The 14,648-nt window shown below is 63.0% G+C and carries 19 protein-coding genes; 14 read left to right on the forward strand and 5 right to left on the reverse strand.

From position 1 onward, the window contains the following. Nucleotides 1–112: 112 nt before the first annotated feature. The gene (locus BSG09_RS06535; RefSeq protein ID WP_092931373.1) at nucleotides 113–550 is read right to left on the reverse strand and encodes a hypothetical protein; all 438 of its coding nucleotides are present in this window, start codon (nucleotides 548–550) and stop codon (nucleotides 113–115) included. A gap of 119 nt (nucleotides 551–669) precedes the next feature. Then, entirely contained in the window at nucleotides 670–1,344 is a 675-nt protein-coding gene (locus BSG09_RS06540; RefSeq protein ID WP_092931375.1) for an MBL fold metallo-hydrolase, read from the reverse strand. Nucleotides 1,345–1,605: 261 nt separating this feature from the next. Between BSG09_RS06540 and BSG09_RS20700 the strand changes: the two genes are divergently transcribed. After that, a complete protein-coding gene (locus tag BSG09_RS20700; protein WP_175542154.1) occupies nucleotides 1,606–1,743 on the forward strand; it encodes a hypothetical protein in 138 nt (45 codons plus the stop codon). Nucleotides 1,744–1,758: 15 nt separating this feature from the next. On the opposite strand, the gene BSG09_RS06550 is transcribed toward BSG09_RS20700, so the two are convergent. Then, a complete protein-coding gene (locus BSG09_RS06550) occupies nucleotides 1,759–2,049 on the reverse strand; it encodes a bacteriophage holin (RefSeq protein ID WP_092931377.1) in 291 nt (96 codons plus the stop codon). Nucleotides 2,050–2,187: 138 nt separating this feature from the next. Between BSG09_RS06550 and BSG09_RS06555 the strand changes: the two genes are divergently transcribed. From BSG09_RS06555 to BSG09_RS06610, 12 genes are all read left to right on the forward strand, one after another. Next, the gene (locus tag BSG09_RS06555) at nucleotides 2,188–2,496 is read left to right on the forward strand and encodes a 50S ribosomal protein L21e (RefSeq protein ID WP_092931380.1); all 309 of its coding nucleotides are present in this window, start codon (nucleotides 2,188–2,190) and stop codon (nucleotides 2,494–2,496) included. A 6-nt stretch (nucleotides 2,497–2,502) separates the two neighbouring features. Next, nucleotides 2,503–2,859: an RNA polymerase Rpb4 family protein gene (locus tag BSG09_RS06560; RefSeq protein WP_008012118.1), complete on the forward strand. Its 357-nt coding sequence runs from the start codon at nucleotides 2,503–2,505 to the stop codon at nucleotides 2,857–2,859. 335 nt (nucleotides 2,860–3,194) lie between these two features. Further along, complete coding sequence (locus BSG09_RS20705; protein ID WP_175542155.1) at nucleotides 3,195–3,356, forward strand: hypothetical protein; 162 nt, start codon at nucleotides 3,195–3,197, stop codon at nucleotides 3,354–3,356. Nucleotides 3,357–3,522: 166 nt separating this feature from the next. Further along, nucleotides 3,523–4,119 (forward strand): DUF655 domain-containing protein, encoded by a 597-nt coding sequence (locus BSG09_RS06570; RefSeq protein ID WP_092931384.1) that lies wholly within the window; start codon nucleotides 3,523–3,525, stop codon nucleotides 4,117–4,119. A gap of 90 nt (nucleotides 4,120–4,209) precedes the next feature. Next, nucleotides 4,210–5,049 carry a 16S ribosomal RNA methyltransferase A gene (locus BSG09_RS06575; RefSeq protein WP_092931387.1) on the forward strand — a complete coding sequence of 280 codons (840 nt, stop codon included), beginning with the start codon at nucleotides 4,210–4,212 and terminating at the stop codon, nucleotides 5,047–5,049. An 80-nt stretch (nucleotides 5,050–5,129) separates the two neighbouring features. Then, a complete protein-coding gene (locus tag BSG09_RS06580; RefSeq protein WP_092931389.1) occupies nucleotides 5,130–6,287 on the forward strand; it encodes a mechanosensitive ion channel family protein in 1,158 nt (385 codons plus the stop codon). Between the two features lies 1 nt (nucleotide 6,288). Further along, nucleotides 6,289–6,861 carry a HemK2/MTQ2 family protein methyltransferase gene (locus BSG09_RS06585; RefSeq protein WP_092931391.1) on the forward strand — a complete coding sequence of 191 codons (573 nt, stop codon included), beginning with the start codon at nucleotides 6,289–6,291 and terminating at the stop codon, nucleotides 6,859–6,861. A 52-nt stretch (nucleotides 6,862–6,913) separates the two neighbouring features. Beyond that, on the forward strand, nucleotides 6,914–8,119 hold the full coding sequence (locus BSG09_RS06590) for a PQQ-binding-like beta-propeller repeat protein (RefSeq protein ID WP_092931735.1): 1,206 nt from the start codon (nucleotides 6,914–6,916) through the stop codon (nucleotides 8,117–8,119). 163 nt (nucleotides 8,120–8,282) lie between these two features. After that, nucleotides 8,283–9,287: a 5-methyltetrahydropteroyltriglutamate--homocysteine methyltransferase gene (locus BSG09_RS06595; protein ID WP_092931393.1), complete on the forward strand. Its 1,005-nt coding sequence runs from the start codon at nucleotides 8,283–8,285 to the stop codon at nucleotides 9,285–9,287. After that, nucleotides 9,284–10,354, forward strand: coding sequence for a methionine synthase (locus BSG09_RS06600; protein ID WP_092931395.1), 1,071 nt, complete (start codon nucleotides 9,284–9,286; stop codon nucleotides 10,352–10,354). The genes BSG09_RS06595 and BSG09_RS06600 overlap by 4 nt, the downstream gene beginning before the upstream one ends. Before the next feature lie 228 nt (nucleotides 10,355–10,582). Next, nucleotides 10,583–11,212, forward strand: coding sequence for a nitroreductase family protein (locus BSG09_RS06605; protein WP_092931397.1), 630 nt, complete (start codon nucleotides 10,583–10,585; stop codon nucleotides 11,210–11,212). A 56-nt stretch (nucleotides 11,213–11,268) separates the two neighbouring features. Continuing rightward, on the forward strand, nucleotides 11,269–12,384 hold the full coding sequence (locus BSG09_RS06610; protein ID WP_092931399.1) for a Gfo/Idh/MocA family protein: 1,116 nt from the start codon (nucleotides 11,269–11,271) through the stop codon (nucleotides 12,382–12,384). A gap of 17 nt (nucleotides 12,385–12,401) precedes the next feature. On the opposite strand, the gene BSG09_RS21715 is transcribed toward BSG09_RS06610, so the two are convergent. After that, nucleotides 12,402–12,860, reverse strand: a complete 459-nt coding sequence (locus tag BSG09_RS21715) for a DUF2202 domain-containing protein (RefSeq protein ID WP_217650119.1) — start codon at nucleotides 12,858–12,860, stop codon at nucleotides 12,402–12,404. Nucleotides 12,861–13,301: 441 nt separating this feature from the next. On the opposite strand from BSG09_RS21715, the gene BSG09_RS06620 reads away from it, so the two are divergent. Continuing rightward, nucleotides 13,302–14,147 (forward strand): COX15/CtaA family protein, encoded by an 846-nt coding sequence (locus BSG09_RS06620; RefSeq protein ID WP_092931403.1) that lies wholly within the window; start codon nucleotides 13,302–13,304, stop codon nucleotides 14,145–14,147. On the opposite strand, the gene BSG09_RS06625 is transcribed toward BSG09_RS06620, so the two are convergent. After that, nucleotides 14,128–14,619: a metal-dependent hydrolase gene (locus tag BSG09_RS06625; RefSeq protein ID WP_092931405.1), complete on the reverse strand. Its 492-nt coding sequence runs from the start codon at nucleotides 14,617–14,619 to the stop codon at nucleotides 14,128–14,130. The genes BSG09_RS06620 and BSG09_RS06625 overlap by 20 nt on opposite strands. Nucleotides 14,620–14,648: the final 29 nt, after the last annotated feature.

Here is a 14,648-nt window from a genome sequence, read left to right on the forward strand (position 1 = left end):
AACGTAAGTCGGGACGACGAACGACGAGCGCTTATACGGTCTGCTACCACTGTGTCCCGGCACACCCGCGACGGGTCGTGAGTGCGCCGGCACTGACTGGGCAGAGTCCGTACTACTGGTCTTGATCGCCGCGGTTCGCACCGAGATTGGCCTGCGAAACGATTTCCGCGCCAATCGCCGAGAGGTCGACGGTCACGTCGTCGGTAACGGCCTTGCTGATTTCGTCTAAGTTCCCCGCGAGGACGGTCAAGACGTCGTCGGGGTTGGTGTAGACGAGCATGTTTCCGTCCTGGCCTTCCGCGACGAGTTGCGTGTCGTTTAAGACGATCTGGTCGTTCTGGATCGTCGCCGAGACGACCGGCAGCGCCGCCGGTTTCCCCGGTTCGTCGTCCCTGACCTTGCGGATGTGGACCGCATCGAGGTCGAGGACGTCCTTGTACTCCTTGATCTGTTCGGCACAGTTGACCATGTCGTTGAGAAGCGCCGTGCGACGCTCGTTGCCGTGATCGCCATCGAGACAGTGCTGACAGACGCGGAGTTCGAGTCGCATTACCCCGTTTTGGTCGTCGACACCGATGAGAATTCCGCTTCAGTTCCGTCCTCGGCCGTGGCTGTGGCCCTACACTGGGATCGATCGACACCGCAGTTTCGTTCGTGCGCTTACTTGCGTCACTGCTCGTAAATCTCGCGAATCCTGTCACGTCCCTGTGGGACGTAGCCCCCATGATAGCACAGCGTGTGGTCGATCTCGAGGCCGGCCAACTTCCCGACGGACTCGATCGCGCGGTCCATGTCGGGCGTAAACTGCGGTTTCGGGCCGGCAAGGGGTTCAGTCCCGTCCGCGACGAGTACATCACCGGCGACGAGCAGGTTCCCATCGGGGAAGTACAGCGAAACGTGTCCCGGCGCATGACCCGGCGTGGCGACGACCTCCATCGGCCCAGCACTTGTCGGAATCCGAACGCCGCCGGCCAGTTCGATGTCGACGGGCACCGACGGGTAGCGGTCACCGTCGCCCTTGATCGGATCGCACTCGCCCGAGATGTACGGCGCTTCGTCGCGGTGGGCCGCAACGACGGCGTCGACGCGTTCGTTTAATTCTGCCAGCCCACCAGCGTGGTCCCCGTCGTGGTGGGTGAGAACCACCAGCCAGATATCCTCGAGGCCGTAGCCCAGGCTTCGCAGGTGGGTCTCGAGGCCGCCGATGGTGCCCTGTGGACCCACGTCGCACAACACGAGGCCGCGATCTGTCTCGACGATCACGGGTGTGATCGTCAGTTCTCTCCCACCGTATTCGACCGTGATCGGCAGCGTATGCACACCAGCGCCGTCTTCATCTTGCATACGACGAGCATTCGCTGCCAGTACGATAGGTGTCCTGGGTTCCCCAGCGCTCGCGGGGCTGCTCCGTGTCTCAGCTTTCGCCTATCGTGAACGGATTGCGACCGTCGCGACACCACCGCTGTCACTGGCTGTGGCCGATCAGGCGTTATCGCCGACCTCGAGGCCGTCCGGACGCCGCGTTACGTAGAGAAACTCGAGTACGAACAGCGAGACGAAGATGCCGACGATCCAGAGCAGGATCTCGATGTCAGTGCGATAGAGATGATAGAGGACGATCGGGATCGCGACGGTCGTCCCGAGCAGACCGACCGCGGGAACGAGGGGGTTCGATCCGGTCTCATCGGCGAGTCGGAGATTTGTGTAGTTCGTGACCGCGAACGACGCCAGGAACGCGACTGAGCCGAATTCGGTGCGTCATCGTCTTTCGTATTCGTCTTCCGTTCCGCCCCGACGGAAGCGATTGTAGAGCCAGGCGAGGAGATACGCGCCGACGAACCCGTCGGCGAACGCCCAGCCAGCACCGACTGCTAGCCCTCGGCTCGTCGAATTGTACCCGATATACACGTCTGCAAGCAGGTCACGCCACTTCTCACCCCACCCTAGCCGTGCCGTCAGCCCAAGGAAGACGACGGCACCAGCCCAGAGCGTCCCCATCGCCATTCCGAATGCCGTACCATCGACTCGAGTTTCACTGGACACGCTCATAGGGACTTGGTCGTCGTCTCGTCACTTAATCCGTTGCCCCGGCTTCCACAGTCCGGCCAGACGACGAAACCGCCAGCACTCGAGCAACCCGAATACGTGTGTTTTATAACCATCACCGGACAAAGCGGTCGTACGACTATGCCGAAATCTAATGGCCCTCGTCAGGGAACCCGGCGAAAGCTCGCAAACGATCCTCGAGACCGTGGCACGTCGCCGCCACAGCGTGCGATTCAGGAGTACGAGGAGGGTGAGAAAGTCCACCTGAAGATCGACCCAAGCGTTCCGGACGGTCGCTTCCACCCACGCTTCGACGGTCTGACCGGCGAAGTCGTCGGGAAACAGGGCAGCGCATTCAAAGTCCAGATCAACGACGGCGGCAAGGACAAGACGCTGCTCGTCACCGCGGCCCACATGCGCGCACAGAACCAGGAAAAGAGCCGGATCTGAACAGGGATGACGATCTTCAAAGAGATCGTCGACGAGGAGTTCCTGACGGTCTCGGAGACGAAGGAGCTGCTCGCCGACATCGAAGCCGAACGCGCGATGGACGAGGATCGCGAGCTGCGCTATGAACTCGCGCGAGCGATCGAACACGCCAATCGGTTCGCCGTCCTCGAGCCCGATGAGGCCCAGGCGCTCGTCGAGGACCTTCAGGACCTCGAGAAGGTCGACGAACCGACGGCCTACAAGATCGCCAACCTCCTGCCACAGGACCGGGACGAACTCCGGTCGGTGTACGCACAGCAGCGCTACTCGCTGTCGGGGGACGAGCTCGACGACATTCTCAATGTCGTCGCACAGTACGTCTGAGCGCGGCGTTCGGATACTAATTCTCTCGAAATTGCCGCGGCGATCCGGACCCCCAACCGCTGTGTATCACGTCGTCCGTGAGCACAGCTCGTGGTTGTCCTCGAGCGTGCGCGATCGGCCCGGCTCGTCGCCGACCAAGCTGGCATGTGGCCACTGACTGCCAGCAGCCAGTACCACAAGCGTGATACCGGCTCGATAATCATCGCCGAACGTGACCGTTCAGCGATCGCACCAGCGACCGCCTCGATCCCACTCGCGCTGGACACCTCGTCTAACGGCTGGCAACGGTGGGGCCCTCGGACGAGAGAGACACGGCGATAGCGGGGTGATCGATCGTGGCCCCGCCTGAGACGGAACCCGACGCCGTCGTCGCCACGGGCAACGACTCGCTCGAGCGGAATCTCGGCCTGCTCGCGAGCCTCGAGTTCGTCAGCGTCGCACTGGACATCTCGGCGCTGATCGTCGGGATCGTGCTGTGGTTTGCCGTCATCGAGTGAGACAGACAGCAGGAGAGATCCGATCGTGTCGCGCATGAAGGCGGGAGCCGATCGCCACCGGCCGAGGAGACGCGAGTGCAATCGCATCAACACCACGGCCGTTCCCCGTGCCGCCTCTTGAAAGCGAGCCGACTCTTTAAGTACGCCCTCGCCGTAGCAAACGACAATGAGCGAAGCCGATGGCGACGAGACGGACGTTCGGCGCGCGGTCGTGTTGGATTACCTCGCACACGGGCTGTCTGACGACGGTCGACCGCAGTACGCGAAGTCACCGGCAGGGTACGCTGTCGGCATCGAGGACTTCCAGCTCTATCAGGTCGCGTTCGACGAAGAGGAACGGCTCACGATCGGCAGCGAGGTTGTCGTTGAGCCGCCCGCCGAACGCGAGGTCGTCACCGAGGCCCACCGCGTCGAGTACAACGACCTCTCCTCGGGAGCCCAGTCGGAACTCGAGTACGTCGTCGCCGATCTCGTCGAGGAACACGAGGAGCGCTTCGTCGACTTCTACAACGATGCCCAGCCGATCACGTTGCGGCTCCACCAGCTGAACTTGCTGCCGGGGATCGGGAAGAAACTCCGTAATAGCATCCTCGATGAGCGCAAGCGAAAGCCCTTCGAGAGCTTCGAGGAGCTGTCCGAGCGCGTCTCCGGGCTCCACGATCCCGATCAGATCCTCGTCGATCGCATTCTCGAGGAACTGCGCGACGACGACCTCAAGTACCAGACCTTCGTGGGTCGGCGCGAGCAGGAACAGAACCAGTAACACGCTTCTGATTATGGGCTCGGCCTAACGCAACCCGCCATCCGCGCCCGAGACGGTGCGTTTACACCGACGCCAGCCGAAGCGCTGGCAATGAGAGATCCAGACGGACTGATCGCCCGGGCGGGTATCCGCGGCGATCCGGATCGCGACCAGCACTTTCTCGTCGACGATCGCGTCCTCGACAGACTGCCGACCTATCTCGAGGAGATCGACGCCGACACGAGCCACGTCCTCGAGATCGGCGGCGGGACGGGCGCGCTGACCGACCGGCTGCTCGCGGTCGGTGACGAGGTCACTGTCGTCGAACGGGACCCCGACCTCGCTGCGTTCCTGCGCGAGGAGTTCGCCGACGAAATCGCGGCCGGCGACCTGACTGTGATCGAGGGCGACGCCCTCGCAGTCGACCTGCCCGACTTTACGGCCTCGGTGTCGAACCTGCCCTACGGCGTCTCGAGCGAGATCGCCTTCCGGTTGTTCCCCGAAGGGAAGCCGCTCGTCTTGATGTTCCAACAGGAGTTCGCCGAGCGGATGGTCGCCGAGTCAGGGACGAGCGAATACGGTCGGCTCTCGGTCTCGAGCCAGCATTATGCGGATATCGAACTCGTCGAGTCGATCCCGAAAGAGGCGTTTTCGCCGCCGCCGGCGGTCCAGAGTGCGGTAATTCGTGCAGTCCCGCGCGAGCCCGACTACGAGGTCGACGACGAGGACTTCTTCCTGCGGTTCGTCAAAGCGCTGTTCACCCAGCGCCGGAAGACGATCCGGAACGCGATCCGGAACACGGCACACATCTCCGGGCTCGCAGAACCGGAGACAGTCGTCGATACAGCCGACGACGATGTCCTGCAAAAGCGGGCCGGCGCGATGGCCCCAGCCGAGTTCGCCGCGCTGGCTCAGCTCGCGTGGGAGGTCGGCGAGCCAGACGACGACTGATTGAGTGACGGCTCGAGCCGGACGGGCCCAACCAACGGATACTCAAAGCTGCGCGGACGACAGATCGGAGAGATGAACGCATGGCCGGACTACTGACCGGGCTCGATTGGCTGTCGGAGGCGGCTTCGACGACCGAGCTCAAACTCGCGGTCTCCATCGTGGCGGTCGCGCTCGTGATCGCCGTGCTCTTCTCCTATCGGCGGCTTCACACGTGGATCTGTGAGCGGACGCGGCCGCTGTACGCCGACGTCGTATCGATGTCGGTGCTCATCGCAGCCTGTCTGGTAAGTCTCGCCGTCGTGACGGGTGTCTGGGGGCGCACGGAGGAGGTTCAACGGCTCTCGACGAATCTCGGGCTCGACAGTGACGATGTCGCGCGCGCCATCGTCTCGTTTCTCCTGCTGGTCGTGACGGTCATCGCCACCCGCTTTGTCAGCCGGGTGGTTGAGGGGATCTTCAACTCCTCTGCGGCCGTGACGGCCCACCAGCGGAAGGTGACCCACCGGCTCTCGCAGGTACTCATCTGGGCGGTCTCGCTGGTCGTTGTGCTCGGTATCTGGATCGAGGATCTCGGCAGCCTGCTCGTCGGGGCTGGGTTCCTCGGGATCGTCCTCGGGATGGCGGCTCGGCAGACGCTCGGGACCGTACTCGCGGGCTTCGTCCTGATGTTCGCTCGGCCGTTCGAGATCGGCGACTGGATCGAAGTCGAGGGTGACGAGGGCGTCGTCACCGACATCTCGATCGTCAACACCCAGGTCCGGTCGTTCGACGGCGAGTACATCATGATCCCCAACGACGTCATCGCTTCGGGGACGGTGACCAACCGCTCGAAGCGCGGCCGGCTGCGACTCGAGGTCGAGGTCGGCGTCGACTACGGGACCGATGTCGACCGGGCCGCTGCCCTCGCAAAAGCGGCGATCGACGAGGTCGATGAAGCGATGACGGCACCGGCTCCACGGGTCGTCGGCAAGTCCTTTGGCGACTCTGCGGTCGTACTCGGGGTTCGGTTCTGGATCGATACCCCAAGCGCCAGACGCTACTGGAACGCCCGGACCGCTGCGATCAGTGCTATCAAGGAGACGTTCGAAGACGAAGATATCAAAATCCCGTACCCACAGCGTGAACTTACCGGGCGGCCCGAGGCCGGCGGCTTTCGTGTCACCGATGAACGTGGGGCGATATCAGGCGACGAATCCAGTGACCACCGCATGACAACGACAACACCGGAGGAACAATAGCATGGGACTCGAGGACCGACGCGACCAGGAACCGGACGTCTACCAGCCTGCCGAAGACTCGCAGCTACTGGCTGATACCGCCACCGATCGCCTTACAGGAGACGAACTCGTGCTCGAGGTCGGCACCGGCTCGGGCTACGTCGCGGGCCGGATCGCCGACGAAACGGCGGCACGCGTAATCGCGTCGGATCTGAACCCGCATGCGGTTCGCCAGGCCCGGGCTGCGAACGTCGAAACGGTGCGGGCGGATCTGGTCGCCCCGTTTCGGGATGGCGTGTTCGACGCAGTCGCGTTCAATCCGCCGTATCTGCCGACCGATCCCGAAAACGAGTGGGACGACTGGATGGAACACGCACTGTCGGGCGGTGAGGACGGCCGGGCCGTCATCGACCCGTTCCTCGAGACAGTCGGCCGTGTGCTCGCGCCCGATGGCGTCGTCTACCTACTCGTGAGTAGCCTGACGGGTGTCGATGCGGTCGTCGAGCGAGCCGGCGAAGAAGGCTTTAGCGCTGTCGCCGTCGCCGACGAGTCGTTTCCCTTCGAGACGCTGACTGTGCTCGAGTTGCTTCCGTGAGCCGCTATTTCATCCGAAAACACTTATTGGATGGCTGACCGCTACTGGGATGATGCCCTCCACGAGACGGACACTGTTGACGACCGTCGGTGCGACGAGCGTCGCGCTTGCGGGTTGTTCGATGCCTTCTCGGTTCTCGGAGCCCGACGACCCGCCGCCCGCCGGCGTCGCTGAGGAACCCGATCCTGACGGCCACGTCGCTGGCGCGAACGGCGACTGGTCGACGTTCGGCTGTAACGCCGCCAACACCCGCGAGATCGCGGATGGAAAGGCTCCCGTCGACGGCGTCACCGAACGCTGGCGAGTCGAGGTGACGCAACTTTCCTCTCAGGAACCCGTCGTCGCTGATGGACACGTCTACTACGTTGACCACCGCACCCTTCGCGTCTTCGACGCGACCGACGGGACGGAACTGTGGTCGTTCGAGGACGTTCGGACGCCGCCGCTGCTCTGGGATGGGATCGCCTATGTAGCTACCGCCGGGACGCTCCATGCACTCGAGGCTGACACTGGGAAACCAGTGTGGGACCGCGAGTTCGAGGCCCCTGGTTCGGTGACGACGCCGGGGACCTACGCCGGCCGCCGACTGGTCTTCGGGGTCGGAGAGCAGGTTGTCGCGCTCGACCCGGCCGACGGGTCTCTCCAGTGGCGACGCGATGTCTTCGGTCAGGTACTCGATCACGTTGCCGTCTTCAAGGGATATTGGTACGTCATCGCTACCGAGGCCGGGGAAGTCTACTTGCTCGATGGGGAGGGGATCGGTGGACGGCGGTGGCAACTGCCTGCAGCACCGACGGCTCCGCCCAGCGCCGATTCGGATTCGGTCTATGTCACGTGCCGGGACGGAACGACGTACGCCCTGATGGATGACGGGCTCTCGAGCCCGGGGATCAACTGGACCGCCGATACCGGCGGGGTCGAACGCGGGATCGGTGTGGTGGATGGGCTCGTCCTCGTCGCGAACGGTGGCGGGCTTCATGCCATCGATTCGGAATCCGGCGATCGACGCTGGAAGTCCGCGATCGGCGACTGGCAACACACGGCCCCGGCAGCCGGTCGCGACACGGTTTTCGTCGGTGGCGACCGTCTGTGGGCGTTCGATCCAACGCCTGGCAACAGCTTGGGCAGCGGGCCTGCTGTCCGGTTCGAACAGGAGTTCGCGGGGAGGGTCGGCCCTGGCCCGATTCTAGACGACGGCACCCTCTACGTCGTCGCGCACGTCGACGATGAAACGTACGCGTTGCTGGCCCTCGAGTAACGGCCCGCACTTGTGTGTCATGCAGCCGCGTTCGGGGTTTCTCGATGAGGGATCGAATTCTCCGATTGACCGACCGCAAAGCGGCGAAAGCTGCAAAAATTACTGTAATGCATTACATCGGATGGAAAATATTAAGCGTCGGTATACCCTAGCCGAGTGTACGATGACTGAGTACGTTTCGACCACGCCGGGGCTGTATCCGCTCCCGGACTGGGCGAAAGACGACCTCTCGCATCTCAAAGGCCACCAGAAACACGACCTCATCAGCGGCGACGAGGGCGAGGACATCACCGCGGTCTACGAAGAGGCCCGCGACGAAGTGATCGGCGTCCAGCAAGACGCCGGCCTCGACCGCATCGTCGAAGGCCAACTGCGCTGGGACGACATGCTCGCCCATCCGCTTGCGGTCGCTGACGCCGTCGAGACGCGCGGGATCGTCCGTTACTACGACAACAACAACTTCTATCGCGAGCCCGTCGTCACCGACGACCTCGCGGCCACCGGTGACGTCGCCTCGGAACTCGAGGCGGCCGCCGATCTGACCGACGGTGACGCCCTTCAGGCCGTCCTCCCCGGCCCGTACTCACTCGCCGACCTTGCGACTGACGAACACTACGGCGACGATTCCGACTTCCTCGCTGCGATCGCCGACTTCCTCGCCGACGAGGCCGACGCCTTCCCCGATGTCGAGACGCTGTTCCTGCTCGAGCCTTCGCTGGTCGAGAACGTACCCGACGACGGCGAAGACGAACGCGCGAGCGAGGCGATCGATCAGGTCGCAAGCGCCGTCGACGCCGATGTCGTCGTCCAGCCCTACTGGGGTGCACTCGAGGAGAAGGTCTACGCCCACTTGCTCGACGCCGACATCGACGCCGTCGGCTTCGACTTCGTCTCGAATCAGGACGACAACCTCTACAACATTCAGGAGTACGGCACGACCGACGACGTCGCGCTCGGCCTCGCTGACGGCCAGAACACCCTCGTCGAAGACCCCGAAGCGATCCGTGACCGCGTCGAGTGGGTCGAGGGACAGCTGCCAACGACCGACTTCGAGACGGTCTATCTGACGACGAACACCGAGACGTTCTACCTGCCGTATGCAAAGTACGTCGAGAAACTCGAGGTCCTTGCGGAAGCCGCGGACCTCGCGGAGGTGACCGCAGCATGAGCGAGAACAAAGATCAATTCCGACCCGAGGACCACGAGAACGACCACTTTCTGCTGACGAGCGTCGTCGGCTCCTACCCCAAACCCAAGTGGCTCAACCGCGCGAAAGAGCTCTACGAGGACGACGAGGCCGACTTCGACGAGGACAACTGGCAGGAAGCGAAAGACGACGCCGCCCGCGTCATCACGAACGAACACGAGCGTGCCGGCCTCGATACCGTCGTCGACGGCGAGATGCGGCGCAACGAGATGGTCGAGTTCTTCGCCCACCGAATCGACGGCTACGAGTTCAACGGCCCCGTCAAGGTGTGGGGACACAACTACTTCGATAAGCCAAGCGTCGTCAGCGAAGTCGAGTACGACGAAAGCTGGCTCGTCGACGAGTACAGATTCACCGCCAGCGCCACCGACCGCCCCGTGAAGGTCCCGATCACTGGACCATACACGCTCGCGAGCTGGGCGTTCAACGAGGCCTACGAGGACGACGCGGAACTCGCCTACGCCCTCGCCGACCTCGTCAACGAGGAAATCGAGAAACTCGTCGACGCCGGTGCCCGCTACATCCAGATCGACGAGCCCGCGCTCGCGACCACGCCTGACGACCACGCCATCGTCGGCGAAGCCTTAGAGCGCATCGTTGCCGACATTCCCGAGGAGGTCCGCATCGGCCTCCACGTCTGTTACGGCGACTACTCTCGTATCTACCCCGAGATCCTCGAGTTCCCTGTCGACGAGTTCGACCTCGAACTCGCAAACGGCGACTACGAGCAACTCGACGTGTTCAAAGATCCCGAGTTCACCGCTGATCTCGCACTCGGCGTCACCGACGTCCACGTCGCCGAGGTCGAATCGGTCGAGCAGATCGAGGAGAACATCAAGAAAGGCCTCGAGATCGTCCCGCCGGAACAGCTGGTCGTCTCGCCGGACTGTGGCCTGAAGCTGCTGCCTCGTGAGGTCGCCTACGGCAAGATGGAGAACATGGTGCAGGCAGCCCGGAACGTCGAGGCGGACCTTGACGCGGGGAACATCGACATCGAGCGCGAGACGCCGACGCCGGCCGACGACTGATCGGTCGATCGACGTACGATCTCCTCTCTCAACGTTTTTTCGCGCCGGATTACGGCAGCGCAACCGGGTTCGCAGTACCTAGTGATCGCCACTGTCACGGGTGTCTATCACACGCAAATCATTACAGACAGCAGTGTATATTCACCAGACATGACCACGACACGAGTGTTACCTGGTATCCCGTTTGTCCGATAACGTATACATATCGCAGGTCCCTACCAGCGATCGATGGCAGAATCCACTGCGACTCGACACGACCTGCGCGACGACGTTGCCGAACACCGCGACCCCGACCACGAGATCGACCCGCTGTTCGTCAACCGGTGGTCGCCACGCGCGATGACCGGCGAACCGCTCGACGAAGCCGAGTATCTCCCGCTGTTCGAGGCCGCCCGCTGGGCACCCTCCGCGTTCAACAACCAGCACTGGCGGTTCATCTATGCAAGTCGCGAGGACGACGAGTGGGACACCTTCGTCGACCTCCTCTCCGAAGGGAATCGGTCGTGGGCAAGCGACGCCGCCGTGCTCGCGGTCATCGTCTCGAAAACGACGTTCGACCACAACGGCGAACCGGCACCCGTCCACTCCTTTGACACCGGTTCGGCCTGGCAGAACCTCGCGCTCGAGGGCGCACGCCGCGACCTGGCCATCCACGGGATGGCTGGCTTTGACTACGAGCGTGCGGCCGCCGAACTCGACGTTCCCGACGGATTCGATGTCGAAGCGATGGTCGCGATCGGCGAGCGCGCACCGCCCGAAACGCTCCCTGACGAGCTCCAAGCGCGCGAACAGCCGAGCGACCGCAAGCCACTCGAGGAAATCGTCCATCACGGTGGCTTCGAAACCGACGCGGCGTAACCACCCCGGCTGCCGCACCACAAAGCGCTAACTACCGGGCCGGTGAACGCCCGCCCATGCCTCTCGAGGTCGGCGTGCTCGGCTATGGGTTCATGGGCAAAGCACACGCGAACGCGATGGCGCGGCTGCCGATGTTCTTCCCGGACGCGCCCGCGATCGACCGCAGCGTCCTGATCGGCCGCCACGAATCGGCGCTGGCCGACGCCGCCGACCGGCTTGGCTTCGACGCGACCGCGACCGACTGGCGCGACGTCGTCGACGACGTCGACGTCTTCTACAATCTCGGGCCGAACCACGTCCATCGCGAGCCGTCGGTCGCCGCTCTCGAGGTCGGCACACCCGTTTTCTGCGAGAAACCGCTCGCGCCGACGCTCGAAGACGCCGAGGCGATGGCCGCGGCAGCGCGCGAGGCTGGTGACGACGTTCCCGCCGGCTGTGCGTTCAATTACCGGTTCGTCCCCGCGATCCAGTATGCAAAGCGGTTACTCGAGGCAGGCGACCTCGGCGAGATCCACCACGTCCGGGGCCGCTATCTGCAGGACTGGATGGTCGATCCCGAGGCCCCGTGGTCGTGGCGCAACGACGCGGAGATGGCCGGGTCGGGCGCACTGGGCGACCTCGGGGCCCATACCATCGATCTCCTGCGGTTTCTCGTCGGCGAGATCGACCGCGTCAGCGGCCACCTGACGACGTTCGTCGACGAACGACCGGTAGAGGGGGCCGGAACCGACGAGATCAGACCCGTGACCGTCGACGACGCCTACTCGGCGCAACTCGAGCTCGAAAACGGTGCAATGGGGACCATCGAGGCCTCCCGCTTCGCGACGGGACACAAAAACGATCACACGATCGAAATTCATGGCTCCGATGGCAGTCTGCGATTTTCCCTCGAGCGGCTGAACGAACTTGAGGTGCTCCGCGACGGTGATCGCGGCTACGAGACGATTCTCGTTACCGACGAAGACGACCCCTACATCGATCACTGGTGGCCGCCAGGACACGTGATCGGCTGGGAGCATCTGTTCGTTCACGAGAACTACGAGTTCTTGTGTGCCGTCGCCGACGAAAGTGAGTACGAACCCAACTTCGCGGATGGCCTCGCCGCCCAGCGGATCCTCGACGCGATCGAGAAAAGTGACAACCGCGGTGAGTGGATCTCACTCGAGTCGTAACGCTCGCACTCTCTGCCTTACGCGACGATTCGTTCGTAGGTCTCCTGAGAGAGGACCTGCGGTTCGTAGTCGATGCCGCGCTTTGCAAGCACGTCGACAAACGCGGACAGGTGGTTCTTCGAACTCTCCATCAGGTTGGAGTAGACGGTGATGATGTCGTCGTTGTCGGTCTGGTCGATGAATTCCTGGATGTCAATGATGTCGGTCTCTTCGATGAGTCCGCCAACCATCAGCGCCTCCGTGGGCGATTCGAGACCACGTGCCACCAGTGAATCGTAGAGCGACTGGAGTTCGTCGTTCGTGAACGACCCGATCGCATCGCGGTATGGATCGTCGAGGCCGTACTTGTCGATCAGGTTCTTGATCGCGTCCGTGTGCCGCTGTTCTGAATTCGCGATCCCATCGAATATCGTCAGGCCCCACTTCTCGTAGAACGTGAGATAGACGTCGCGAGCGAGCTTTTCTTCCTCACGCATGTAGCGAACCCCCGCTCGTTCCGCGTCCGACAACGTCTCGAGGGAGCCCGACGAATCATCGTTTTGACCCTTCCGCCGTCGTCGTGCGACAACTGTCCCGGTTGCTGCGGTGCCAGCAAGTAAACCGATTCCTCCGACGAACCCTCGCCGAGTGAGTTTGGTAGGTCGCATCTCGAGTTGAATTCGAGAGAGGCTACACATAGCGTTTGTAGTTGAATATTCGAAAATGGGAATTGAAAATGACTGGATAGGTGAATTTAACGCGGTATAGAAAACATATATTAAATATATCTCCATCAACACGTTCAGCATCAACGGCCCGGAGCCGATAGCAGCCAGCTAACTGCGTGACACGGCCTGTCGATCGGAGCAGGTTCCCGCCGAGACCGAACGACTCGGGCAACCTAAGTATGGTCCGTTCTAACTCCTGCGTGAACGCCCGTGTCGTACGACAATCATACGCCCGACTCGAGAGTTCGGTCGCTGATCGATCGGTTCAGTTACCCGCACCTGTTGACCGCGACGCTCACGCTGGTCGCGGCGACGATCCTGCTGGGTGTTGCGGCGAAAGCAACGGGCTCCGGCCTGGCCTGTCAGGCGAACTGGCCCCAGTGTGATGCCGGCCCGTACAACCTGTTTCCGGCGAACCTTCCGAGTTTCTACGAGTGGTTCCACCGCTTCGTCGCGATGTTCGCCGGCTTCGCCATCATCGGCTCGGCGCTTGCAGCCTGGCGACTCCCCGATGTCGACCGACGCGTCACCGGGCTGGTCGTCCTCGGGATGGTGTTGACGCCGGTCCAGGTTGCACTCGGCCGCGAAACCGTCACGCAGTACACGATGGACATCCTGTCGCTGCACTTCTGGACGGCTGTCACCATCTTCACGCTGTTCCTCGTCGCGACAGTCCTCGTGTGGATATCGCGACTGACGACGACCCACGTCACCGGCGCGCTCGCGCTTGGAATCGTCGCGCTACCGGCCCACGTGATCCTCAGTCCCGTCGTCGATGCCGGCATTAAGACGTACTCGCCGACCATGCAACTGATTCAGTACGCCGTGACGCTCACACTGCTCGGTGCAGCAATCGTCGCCGCGATGGTCGGTCGCCGTCGGTTCACCGGACGGAGCGTGACTCCACTCCTCGTGGGGCCGCCGCTCGTCGTCTCGGTCCTCTTTTTCGGCCGGCAGGCGGTCAACCCCGCACTCGAGATGCCCTATCTCGTCGCCGCAGCCGCACTCCTCGTGACGTTCGTCGCTGGGATGGCCGTCACCCGACGACAAGGGTGATCGAGAGGCCGGCGAGGGCGGCTGCGATCCCCAGCCCAAACAATCCGTAGTTGGCGACCGGGTTGTCTGCCGTCGTCACCTCGAGGGAGTAGCGGCGACGTGAGACCGGCCAGAACGGTCGAATCCCCATCGGCGTGAGCGCGTCCGCGAGGAGATGGGAACCGATCGAAACCACGCCGACGAGAAACGCGAACGTATCGATGCCGATGTCGACGAGTGTGGAGGATGCGTCGATGAAGACGGCAGCGAGTGTGGCGAGGCCGACTCCGACGGCCAACGCGAACAGGATCGTGTGGGTCGGCCCACGGTGGTCGATCAGCGGGAGCCGATGATCGTAGTCGGGCAGCGTCGACAGCGCCACACAGACGAGACCGCCGACGAGGGCGATTTCGCCGTACCCCATCAGGGCAACGATGGTCCCCAGCGGCGCATACGCCGTGAGTGCACCACCGTAATGGCCCGTCTGATACATCTGCGACAGAAAACGAACGACCAAAACAT

Origin of the sequence: Natrinema hispanicum, from assembly GCF_900111485.1 — an archaeon.
Taxonomy (GTDB): Archaea; Halobacteriota; Halobacteria; order Halobacteriales; family Natrialbaceae; genus Natrinema; species Natrinema hispanicum_A.

Coding starts and splice junctions, on each gene's coding strand:
- BSG09_RS06600 (WP_092931395.1), top strand. CDS start 9,284: ATGAGCGAGAACAAAGATCAATTCCGACCCGAGGACCACGAGAACGAC.
- BSG09_RS06540 (WP_092931375.1), bottom strand. CDS start 1,344: ATGCAAGATGAAGACGGCGCTGGTGTGCATACGCTGCCGATCACGGTC.
- BSG09_RS06560 (WP_008012118.1), top strand. CDS start 2,503: ATGACGATCTTCAAAGAGATCGTCGACGAGGAGTTCCTGACGGTCTCG.
- BSG09_RS06550 (WP_092931377.1), bottom strand. CDS start 2,049: ATGAGCGTGTCCAGTGAAACTCGAGTCGATGGTACGGCATTCGGAATG.
- BSG09_RS06625 (WP_092931405.1), bottom strand. CDS start 14,619: ATGTATCAGACGGGCCATTACGGTGGTGCACTCACGGCGTATGCGCCG.
- BSG09_RS06585 (WP_092931391.1), top strand. CDS start 6,289: ATGGGACTCGAGGACCGACGCGACCAGGAACCGGACGTCTACCAGCCT.
- BSG09_RS06535 (WP_092931373.1), bottom strand. CDS start 550: ATGCGACTCGAACTCCGCGTCTGTCAGCACTGTCTCGATGGCGATCAC.
- BSG09_RS21715 (WP_217650119.1), bottom strand. CDS start 12,860: ATGCGTGAGGAAGAAAAGCTCGCTCGCGACGTCTATCTCACGTTCTAC.
- BSG09_RS06590 (WP_092931735.1), top strand. CDS start 6,914: ATGCCCTCCACGAGACGGACACTGTTGACGACCGTCGGTGCGACGAGC.
- BSG09_RS06555 (WP_092931380.1), top strand. CDS start 2,188: ATGCCGAAATCTAATGGCCCTCGTCAGGGAACCCGGCGAAAGCTCGCA.
- BSG09_RS06580 (WP_092931389.1), top strand. CDS start 5,130: ATGGCCGGACTACTGACCGGGCTCGATTGGCTGTCGGAGGCGGCTTCG.
- BSG09_RS06605 (WP_092931397.1), top strand. CDS start 10,583: ATGGCAGAATCCACTGCGACTCGACACGACCTGCGCGACGACGTTGCC.
- BSG09_RS06575 (WP_092931387.1), top strand. CDS start 4,210: ATGAGAGATCCAGACGGACTGATCGCCCGGGCGGGTATCCGCGGCGAT.
- BSG09_RS06610 (WP_092931399.1), top strand. CDS start 11,269: ATGCCTCTCGAGGTCGGCGTGCTCGGCTATGGGTTCATGGGCAAAGCA.
- BSG09_RS06570 (WP_092931384.1), top strand. CDS start 3,523: ATGAGCGAAGCCGATGGCGACGAGACGGACGTTCGGCGCGCGGTCGTG.
- BSG09_RS06595 (WP_092931393.1), top strand. CDS start 8,283: ATGACTGAGTACGTTTCGACCACGCCGGGGCTGTATCCGCTCCCGGAC.
- BSG09_RS20700 (WP_175542154.1), top strand. CDS start 1,606: ATGATAGAGGACGATCGGGATCGCGACGGTCGTCCCGAGCAGACCGAC.